Here is a 10,595-nt window from a genome sequence, read left to right as displayed (position 1 = left end):
CAACAGGCGACGACGTAGTCGTTCAAGACGGTTCAGCAACTAGCTATACCGAAACCAACATCGCTGGTGGAACTTACATCATCAACGTCTACGACGAAAACGGATGTGTAGGAACAACCAATGCAACTATATTGCCTTTTGTAGCGATTACGAACCCGACGGTAACAGTTACACAAGATATTAGCTGTAACCCAGCCATTCTTGAAGAAATTCAAGTAGGTGTTACCATTACCCCAGTAACCGCAACGCCAAATCTTGAATACACAACAACAGGTACAAACGTTGTTTACAATCAAACGAATGCAACTGGTTTGTTTACTGGTCTTACTGTGGGTAGCTATGCTATCACAGTTACCAATCTCGATACGGGTTGTATTGTTCAAACTACGCACGAAGTTATTGATCCTGATGTTATCGAAGTCGTTGCAACCAAGCTTACCGATGAAGAGTGTTTGAACAACGGAGTTGACGAAGGAAGCTTCGCTATCGCTATTAACAACTATACGGGTAATTATTCGTACCAGGTCTACGACGATAGTGATAACCCAGTAGTCGGAGCTGGTTTCTCAGGAACGGGAAATACAACCACACCTTTGGTCATTTCTAATCTTCCTGGAGGAGAATATTACGTTCGCATTATAGAAACGGATATGCCCTTCTGCCAAGATGATTCGAATACAATTGGCATTATTGCACCTGAATTTCCAGTATCTGTAACGGTAACAGAACAGGCCAGTCCAAGCTGTACCGATGATCAAGGGGTGATTTTGGTTGATCCAGAAGGTGGCGTTGGGCCATACACCATCGTATTGAATAACACAACCACAACTCAGACGTATACAGAAACCAATGTAGAAGCCTTTGTATTCACCGGTTTGTCTGGTGGAAACTTTGATATAACCGTTACTGATGCGCAGGCATGTCCGGTTACAGATAACATTACATTGATTACTCCTGATGCGCTTGTTGCGACCATAGCTTCAACGCCCTTAGTGTGCTTCAACGGAAATACCGCGACGGCAACGGCATCTGTAAATGTTAGAAATGTCAGCCCAACTTACACCTATCAAATCAACCGATATGATGGGACAGGTACAAGCATCGTAACCACATCAGCGGGGCAAACTTCAAGCACCTTCTCCGGACTAAATGCTGGATTCTACAGCATTACCGTAAGTGACGATGTAGGATGTTCTGATGAAACAGCGGTTATTGAAATTGTGAACCCAATTGAAGTTGTGGCCCAATTGATTCGTACGAGCCCGTTGACATGTGCAACCGGGGTTGAGTTCGAGCTTTCTGCAGCTGGAGGAAGTGGAACCTATGAATATAGCATTGACGATATCAACTGGATTGCTATGACGGGTAGCACAGCGGCAATTCCTAACCCTAGCATTCCTGGGCCCTTAGGTGCTGGAACCTATCGCTATTATGTTAGAGATGCGATTAATACTTGTGCTTCTGTATTAAGCAATGAAATTACAGAAGATGTTATCATGCCTCTTGCATTTACTGAGGTTAACGCTACCATCATTGCATGTGTTGGCGATATGGCCACCATTTCGGCTGACGCTACCGGCGGACTTGGAAATTACATGTATGAACTGTACACCGATGTCTCATTGAGCTTGGCATCTAGAATAGCTGGGCCTCAGACTTCTGGCGTGTTCAACAACTTGACTTCAGGAACCTATTACGTAAATGTTACAAGTGAAGATTGTACAACTCCTGCTGAAATGGTGATTATTGAAGAGCCAATTCCTCTTGATTATACCGATTCATTTACCAACGCACTTTGCTTCGGCGATGAAAACGGAACCATTACGGTATCGCTTTCTGGTGGAGCAGGTGGCTATCAATATGCTATTTCGCCCAACTTGAATCAGTTTGATACCGAAAATACCTTTGTAGATCTCGCCCCTGGTGATTACACCGTAATCGCACAAGATCAGAACGGCTGCTTTATTCAGTTAGACTATACGATCACAGAGCCTGCCCCGCTGGCGGCTACAGGCGTGGCGACTCCTGAAGTATGTGCTGGTGATGAAGACGGCACAATTACCTTGACCATTCAAGGGGGTACAGCACCCTACAGCACCCGACTTAGTGATGAGGCTAATTTTGTTGACGACAGAACAATCTTGACCGATTTGTCTGCTGGAGGTTACATCATCTTCGTTCGCGATGCGAACGGTTGTATGACCGATGTTGGCATTACCATTGAGCCCGGTGCAAATTTAAATGCAACCGTAGAGCCTGTTTATGAATGTACAGGTGATACGCCCGATAACTACGTGAATATCACTTTAGAAGACCCTTCGGTCATAGGAGATGTGCTTTACGCCCTTGATTCTACTGACCCTGCCGATATGCAATTAAACCCAGACTTTAGAAATTCGGCTCCAGGTTCACATTATATAGCCATCGCGCATGCCAACGGATGTATTCAAACAATTGATTTCGAAATCGAAAACTTCGAACCGCTAACACTTACTGTAGAGCAAAGTGGTATCAATACCATAACAGCAACTGCGGCCGGCGGACTTGAAGATTATACCTTCTACTTTGGCGATGTAAACAATGGTTCTGACAACACCTTTATCATTAACAGAACAGACACCTATGTAGTTCGAGTGGTTGATGCCAATGGTTGTGAGGTTATGGCAAATATATTTATGGAATTCATAGATATAGAGATTCCGAACTTCTTTACCCCAGATGGAGATGGGCTCAATGACGTATGGATACCACTCAACCAAGAAGGCTTCCCTGAAATACTAACTGTCATATTTGACCGTTATGGTAGGGAGTTATATCGAATGACCCTTAATAGCCCGGGTTGGGATGGTCTTTATAATCAAAACGAACTTCCTACCGGCGATTACTGGTACGTAATTAAACTGCGCGGTGCAAATGACGACCGTGAATTTGTTGGACATTTTACCCTTTATCGATAATACTTAACCTAAACAGCAATGCGAAACAAACTATTAACTCTACTGCTCTTCTTGTCGGCCTTTGCCGTGAAAGGCCAAGAACTTACCATTCCTCAGCTTTCGCAATATTTGGCGGACAATCCTTTTGTGATGTCACCAACATATGCCGGAATCGGAGATCATGTGAAAATTCGAATTAACGGACTTACACAATGGGTTGGTATTAAAGATGCCCCTGACACACAATCTTTGGCAGCAGATGCGCGGGTTGGCGAAAAATCAGGTTTGGGTATGTTGCTGTACAATGATAGCAATGGGGAAACAAAGCAACGAGGTGCTCGTGTTTCGTTTGCACACCATTTGACCTTAGACCGTTACGATGATGAATTTTTATCTTTTGGTCTTTCGTACAATTTTAACCAGTTTCGTATCGATATTGAAAATTTTGACGCCTTAGATCCTAGCGTTACCGATGATAGGGCAACAACAAATCACAACTTTGACGTTGGTGTGATGTACCGCTACGATAAGTTCTACTTCAGTGCAAATGCGTCAAATATCATTAATAAAGATCTTACCAAGTTCAATCCGATTTTTGAACCTAACAGACTTCGTAATTACTATGTATACACTGGGTATCGATATAAAAAGAACAAAAACAGCGATTTGGAAATCGAACCTTCCGTGTTCTTTCAGCTTTTTGAAAGTGATGGTCGGTCTGTAACTGATTTAAATGTAAAATTCAGGTGGTATGATTTTGAAGATTACTACTATGCCGGGGTAACCTACCGTTTTCTGAACGATCAAATCGGTGATCCGCTTTATGTTGCCCCCATAATTGGGTTGAAAAAAAATAATTTTTACTTCGGATATTCCTATCAGGTAATTCTCAATGAAATCTTAGGATACAGTACGGGTACCCATGTTGTTACCCTTGGGGTGGATCTTTTCCAAGGTGTTAGTAATTGTAGGTGTACCTATTAAGAATCGCAAGTATACACTGCCAAAGCTTCGTGCTGAAATAAATATAGTTTCAGGAGCTTCAAGGTATTAAGACTTCCCAAGAATACCCTTTAAATATTCGATAGATTCGTTTAAGTTTGCCAAAAGCTTCATTTTGGGAAAAATCAAAGTTGAACATATTAGAGTATATGCCCATCATGGTTGTTTGCAGGAAGAAACAATCATAGGTAGTGATTATTCAGTTGATGTGGCCATAGATGCCAATCTAAAAAAAGCTTCCAAATCAGACGATTTATCAGATACCGTCGACTATGTTCATATCAATCGAATCGTAAAGGAAGAGATGAAAGTGCCTTCAAAGCTTTTGGAGCATGTTGGCAAACGCATAGTAGATCGGATATTTGCCGAAATATCAAATGTGAAAAAAGTAGAGGTGTCCGTTTCAAAAATCAACCCCCCTATAGGTGGTGATGTGAAAAAAGTAACCGTTGTCTTGAAAGAAAAAAGGAAGGCTTAAGCTTTTCGATAGTTAAAAAACATAGTACCTTTGCCTGCACAAAATGGCATCGTGGCCGAGTGGCTAGGCACAGCTCTGCAAAAGCTTGTACAGCGGTTCGAATCCGCTCGATGCCTCTAAAGACTTCATACTTAATGAGGTCTTTTTTTGTTTTAAATCTGCTCTTGAAGGCTTTTACCACGAAACATCGGGGCGATCAAGGTCTTAGAATCTTACAGAAATTCTTATGTTTTGTCTTTGTGAAACGGTTTTCTGACTGATGCAATTGTTCGAGACTTCATAGAATTCAACAAATTGCTCCGTTCCTTGCGAAGAGGTTTCGAATTATTCACGAATCCGTTCGATTTCTTCTATTCCTTTTTCAATATTGAATTTATCTTTTGGAAGAAATCCTTTTGTAATCAAAACCAAGCCACAGATAACTAAAATAACACCAAGTCCTTTTTTTATCAAATGAATTCTTTCGGGAGTCAGCTTTTGTTTGAGTTGCTTGGCTAAAAGAATCTTGAAAACATCGGTAATAAAATAGGCCAATAACATGGAACCAAAGAAAATTCTGATTCTACTAGGATCATTATCTACGCTGGGGCCAACAACAATGATCACGCCCAGCCAAAAAACAAGGACGCCAATGTTGATAAAATTGAGCAGAAATCCCTTGATAAACAAACCCAGATAACCTTTGCTAATTTTAACGGCTTTCTCCTCGGTTTCCCTAACTTTTTTCCTTGAGTCTTTTTTAGCAAAAGTAGTAATGCCATATACCAAAAGTATAGCGCCTCCAAAGACATAAAGTCCGGGTTGATTACTCAGGTTTTCCAAGAGTTGAAAACTACTAAAGTAGGCCACCGTAATAAAGAGAACATCCGCTAGAAGAACCCCTAGATCAAATACAATGGCCGCTCGAAAACCTTTAATAGCGCTTGTCTCAAGCAGTACAAAAAAAACAGGCCCGATCATAAAGCTCAAGAAAAAGCCTAGTGGAATTGCCGCCTGTACGTCTTCTAACATTTAGGTATGCGTTACTGGTTATTGTTTGTACATTTTGTTTGTATTCTTGTCTCTTGGCTAACTATAGCCCAAGGATATCCATTTTTTTCTTTTCGTATCGACTATCTTCAGCCGGATATCTCAAAGAGGTTTCAAACGCTCCCGACTGTTTGGCCTTAGACCAGATTAAACTTTCTCCAGCAAACTCAGGCTGTGGTATTTCGTTGAATACTTCGTCTTGATATGCGTTAGCTGCACTTATTACATTCCACCCTTCACTTTTGAATTTTTCAATGAGATCGCCTAAGAATAAGGCAGATGTCAAATTGTGATGAAGCAATAGCGTGTGGTCAATGTGCTTTTGGTTCATTGCGAAGGAAAGCTTTTCATAATAGTTTGCCCGCTCCATAAGATGTTGGAGGTAGAAATCTTTAAACCTATTAATTTCTGCTTTATCAAACCCTTTTTCCTTAATTCTATCTATTAAACGCTGGTTAATGTACCAATCCGATGCGTCAATGGTCACATAGCCATTCAAGTAATTATTTTCGGCGAGTAGGTTTCTAATACTATCTACTTTCAGTTTATTACCCCCTTCTTTTAAATAGGGAAAGCGAAATAGTTTGATACCGTTGCTAAATTTCGAAATAACGGAATCGGTTTTTAAAAGCTCTTCCTCAAATAAAAGAGAAGAATTTTTTTCGGAATTGAAATTAGGATGCGTAAAAGAATGGTTTGCTATTTTATGTCCCTTGTCGTTCCAGCTCTTAAGAAGAAACTGACCTTTGGTATCCAATTTATTCTCACCTGTAACAAAAAAAACCGCCTGTATATTTTCTTTCTCGAGATGCGACAATATCATTTCGTTCCATTCCGCCAAGTTAAAACCGGCAATACCATAAGTGATTCCGTCGTCAAATGTAAAACTGACTGTTGGTTTTGCGGTTGTTTTGGGCTCTGTAATTCTAGCAGTTTTCTGGTTTGTAGAATTTTTACACCCAAAGAAAACCGTTAATAGCAACAATAGTACTAGATGATTTCGCATCATTGCATCCGAGTTACCTTTCCACCAAATACGGTTTTCTCCTCCATCTTTGCAGGGTCTCCATAAACCAAAACCTCTCCACCAGCTTTTACAGTAGCCTTCACATAATCAAAAGCATGAATTTCGGCACGTGAACCAGCATTCACATTGACAGTAGAAAATTTTGTTTTCAAGTCCTTGCCCTCATAAACACCTCCGGTATTGATGGCAACGTCTTGTAGATCGGAGGTACCAGACGTCTTAATTATTCCACCAGTAACGGTTTTAATCAGCAGTTGTTCCACTTCGGCATTGATGTCGAGTTCACCTCCTTCTTGCGCTTTCAATTCTAAAACATCTTGTTTGATGATCTCTTGAGAGGTGATTCTAGCATCTTCATTGACATCAATGACAATCAATTTTTCAGTATAATATAAATCTATAAACGTGCGATACCCACTAAAAAGTTTGTCAATTTTCATACGTAGTTTCAATACTCCATTGCTATTAACAATGGCAACCCTATTTGTATTTGCACCAGTAATTACCGCTTTGTTAGCATCTGATTTGATAAGGTTTATTGACAAACCGTCAAAGCCTTTTACTTCGGTAAAGGCTTGCAAATCTTTGGTTATCCTTTCATCCTGCGACTGCAAGTTGTATAGTGCAAAAAACGATACTAGAAGCAGTAGTATTTGTCTCATTACATCAGTATTTAGGTTGTTCGGCATGTTATTTACAAACCCGTGTGTAAGAACGAATTTATTCATGCTTTCCGATAAGGGTAAAATCTAGGTGACGTTTTACCAAGTCTGTATTCTTCACCATTACTACAACTTCATCACCCAATTGATACGATTTTTTGGTGCGCTCACCATAAATTGCGTATTCCTTCTCATCAAATATATAATAATCCCCTTTTATATCACGAATACGAACCATGCCTTCACACTTATTTTCGATAATCTCCACATATATACCCCATTCAGTCACACCAGAAATTACCCCCACGAATTCCTGGTCTTGATGGTCTTGCATAAACTTAATTTGCATGTATTTTATCGAATCGCGTTCGGCACTTGCAGCTAAATACTCCATATCTGAAGAATGCTTACACTTTTCTTCATAAACTTCTGCTTTCGGTGAAGCCCCACCATCTAAATAATGCTGTAATAAACGATGTACCATCACATCAGGATACCTGCGTATTGGAGATGTAAAATGCGAGTAATAATCAAAGGCCAATCCGTAATGGCCTATATTATCAGTGGTATAAATTGCCTTACTCATACTTCGTATGGCAAGTGTATCTACTAAATTCTGTTCTTTCTTGCCTTTAACGTCCTCGAGAAGCTTGTTAAGAGAAGCGCTAATAGACTTTTTATCTTTAAAGTTCAACTTATGCCCGAAGCGGGAAATAATACCGTTTAGCGCTATTAATTTATCTTCATTCGGATTATCGTGAATACGATACACAAAAGTCTTAGTCGGTTTTTGCTTTCCGATGAATTGCGCCACTTTTCGATTGGCCAACAACATAAATTCTTCGATTAGTTTATTGGCATCTTTTGCCTCTTTAAAATACACGCTAGTCGGTTCTGCCTTTTCATTCAGATTAAACCGTACCTCCACCTTATCAAATGAGATAGCACCTTGTTGCATACGTGCCGCACGCATGATTTTGGCAAGGCTATCTAAAGTTAGCGTAGCGTTTACAACTTCCTTAGAAACAGTATAGGCAGCACCGCGAATAGAAATATCATCTGGTATTTTGCCATTTCCACTTTCGATGATATATTGCGCTTCCTCGTAGGCAAAACGTTCATTAGAATCGATTACAGTTCGACCAAACCATTGGTTTTTTATATTCGCTTTATCATCCAATTCAAAGACGGCCGAAAAAGTGTATTTTTCTTCATTAGGTCGTAACGAACAAGCATTGTTCGATAAAACTTCTGGTAGCATAGGCACTACGCGATCCACTAAATATACCGAGGTAGCACGATTGTAAGCTTCGTCATCAAGAACGGTTCCTTCCTGTAAATAATGTGAAACATCGGCAATATGAATTCCAATTTCGTAATTCCCATTTTCCAAAACTTCAAATGAAAGGGCATCGTCAAAATCCTTCGCATCTTTAGGGTCAATGGTAAACGTTAATACGTTACGCATATCCCTTCGTTTTGCGATTTCTTCGGGCTTTATAGCGGTATCTAATTGGTTAGCATAGCGCTCTACTTCCAGCGGAAACGCATATGGCAATCCGTATTCTGCTAAAATGGAATGAATTTCTGTATCGTGTTCTCCCGGCTTTCCTAACACCTCGGTAATTTTCCCGAATGGAGAATCGGCATTCTCGGGCCATTCCGTAATTTCTACAATGACTTTATCACCATCGGTAGCTTTTCCAATTTTATCTTGGGAAACGAAGATATCAGTATACATTCGGAAATCTGTAGGACGTATAAATGCAAAAGTTTTTTGCATATCTACAATGCCGACGAATTCGTTTTTGTTGCGCTCGACCACTTTCGTAATTTCACCTTCCAATTTTTTCCCTTTTCTTCTGGGATAAATGTAGACCTCAACGGTATCGTTATGAAATGCTTTTTTTAGTTTATTAAAGGGCACGAACACATCATCATCGCTACCTTCAACAATAATATAGGCATTACCTCTTCCTGTAATATCAACAGTACCCGTATGGTATGTTTTTGTAGATGGAATTGCCTTATAACTACCGCGACCTTCTTCAACAATTCGCTTACTTTCCTTAAGCTGAACCAACTTTTTTATCAATACGTTTCGGTCGTGAGCCTCTGTCACGCCTATCTTTGAAGCAATTTGTTTGTAATTGAAACTCTTCTTAGGTTCTTTTTCAAGTACTGTAAAGATGCCCTTTGTTATTTCGTTTTTTCTATGGTTTTTTGCCTTTTTGTTTTTCTTCTTCTTAGACATTAATTTCTCTCTTAATTGGAGTGGAATTTGCAAATTTATCCCACCGCATTTTTCAGATACAGGTTCACATGAATTTATTTGTACAATTCAGAAAGGTTATGAACACATATATCAATATATTCTTTTTTCTTTTTAAAATTTAAATAAAAATGATGGTTATGATAGGATGTTAATAAGGGAGATAAAAAATTCAAAGAAAATTTGCTTTGAACCGATTTTAAAATTTATTGACATTTTGTACAACGCGATTCGTTTTAGAAATCAGTTGTTTACCATTTTTATCAACTTATCTTCATAAGTGATATCAACACAAAATTTATAATAAGTAATTACAAAGGTAGTGTTAACTTCTCAATCTGCAGGTTTAATATCTTTATCTTAATTTCTGAGAAGTAAATTATGGATTCTACCGCAGGTTTTGTAAAGGACTATTTAAATGGTTTTACAAAACTTAAAAGTGAGATTTTGTTGTAACGTTATCAACAATTTTCACAGGGAATTTGAACAACAAATAAACAACTGAAATTGTCAAAATTGAAATAAGTGTTGTGAAGGTATTATTAGTTGTGGTGAAACTCATCTATTTGTACATTTGTGATAGCGATTCCCCACACCAGTTAACTAACCTATTAAAGACAGACCAATGAAATGAGTCATGAACGCGTATTAACCTTTGTTACTATGATGATTGGCGAATTACATCTGACTTTAAAAAATAAAATATCTAGATGAAAATAGCTATCGGAAATGACCACGCAGGTACAGAGTACAAACTAGCCATTATTGGTTTATTGAAATCTAAGAACATTGAGGTATCGAATCATGGTACCGATGGAACAGATAGTGTCGATTACCCAGATTTTGTGCATCCCGTAGCAAAAGATGTAGCTGACGGAGCCGTAGACAGGGGCATCATTATCTGCGGAAGCGGTAATGGCGCATCGATGACTGCGAACAAACATCAAAAAGTACGATGCGCTTTATGCTGGAACAAAGAAATCGTGCAACTAGCAAGAGAACATAACGGAGCAAATATTCTAAGTCTTCCGGCACGTTTTATTTCTTTACCTCAGGCTTTGGAAATGGTAAACATGTTTTTAGATACGAAATTCGAAGGTGGAAGACACGAACGTCGTATTGAGAAGATACCTTGTCCGTGAAAATTAGTCTAGATTTGGAGCGTCAAACAACAAGACTAAAATTGTAT

Annotated in this window: 8 protein-coding genes and 1 tRNA gene; 5 read left to right on the top strand and 4 right to left on the bottom strand. The window is 39.3% G+C overall.

Going from position 1 to position 10,595, the window contains the following annotated elements:
• The 4 genes from ABJN95_RS17325 to ABJN95_RS17310 all read left to right on the top strand — a co-directional run.
• Positions 1-2,957, top strand: a 2,957-nt coding sequence (locus ABJN95_RS17325; RefSeq protein ID WP_348372256.1) for a T9SS type B sorting domain-containing protein, incomplete at its 5' end; no start/stop codon positions are given.
• Positions 2,958-2,975: 18 nt separating this feature from the next.
• Positions 2,976-3,920 carry a type IX secretion system membrane protein PorP/SprF gene (locus ABJN95_RS17320; protein ID WP_348372255.1) on the top strand — a complete coding sequence of 315 codons (945 nt, stop codon included), beginning with the start codon at positions 2,976-2,978 and terminating at the stop codon, positions 3,918-3,920.
• Between the two features lie 133 nt (positions 3,921-4,053).
• Complete coding sequence (folB, locus tag ABJN95_RS17315) at positions 4,054-4,416, top strand: dihydroneopterin aldolase (RefSeq protein ID WP_348372253.1); 363 nt, start codon at positions 4,054-4,056, stop codon at positions 4,414-4,416.
• A 45-nt stretch (positions 4,417-4,461) separates the two neighbouring features.
• Positions 4,462-4,532, top strand: a tRNA-Cys gene (locus ABJN95_RS17310).
• Between the two features lie 208 nt (positions 4,533-4,740).
• On the opposite strand, the gene ABJN95_RS17305 is transcribed toward ABJN95_RS17310, so the two are convergent.
• The 4 genes from ABJN95_RS17305 to rnr form a co-directional block, all read right to left on the bottom strand.
• A complete protein-coding gene (locus tag ABJN95_RS17305) occupies positions 4,741-5,427 on the bottom strand; it encodes a LysE family transporter (protein WP_348372251.1) in 687 nt (228 codons plus the stop codon).
• Positions 5,428-5,488: 61 nt separating this feature from the next.
• Positions 5,489-6,454 (bottom strand): polysaccharide deacetylase family protein, encoded by a 966-nt coding sequence (locus ABJN95_RS17300; protein WP_348372249.1) that lies wholly within the window; start codon positions 6,452-6,454, stop codon positions 5,489-5,491.
• Entirely contained in the window at positions 6,451-7,134 is a 684-nt protein-coding gene (locus ABJN95_RS17295; RefSeq protein ID WP_348372248.1) for a head GIN domain-containing protein, read from the bottom strand. Before ABJN95_RS17295 ends, ABJN95_RS17300 begins: the two co-directional genes overlap by 4 nt.
• Positions 7,135-7,192: 58 nt before the next feature.
• Positions 7,193-9,388: a ribonuclease R gene (rnr, locus tag ABJN95_RS17290; RefSeq protein WP_348372246.1), complete on the bottom strand. Its 2,196-nt coding sequence runs from the start codon at positions 9,386-9,388 to the stop codon at positions 7,193-7,195.
• Between the two features lie 728 nt (positions 9,389-10,116).
• Here rnr and rpiB point away from each other — a divergent pair.
• On the top strand, positions 10,117-10,548 hold the full coding sequence (rpiB, locus tag ABJN95_RS17285) for a ribose 5-phosphate isomerase B (protein WP_348372245.1): 432 nt from the start codon (positions 10,117-10,119) through the stop codon (positions 10,546-10,548).
• Positions 10,549-10,595: the final 47 nt, after the last annotated feature.

Source organism: Maribacter sp. (genome assembly GCF_039974175.1).
Classification (GTDB): domain Bacteria; phylum Bacteroidota; class Bacteroidia; order Flavobacteriales; family Flavobacteriaceae; genus Maribacter_C.
The sequence above is the reverse complement of the archived record's forward strand: the minus strand, read 5'-3'. Positions and strand labels throughout refer to the sequence as shown.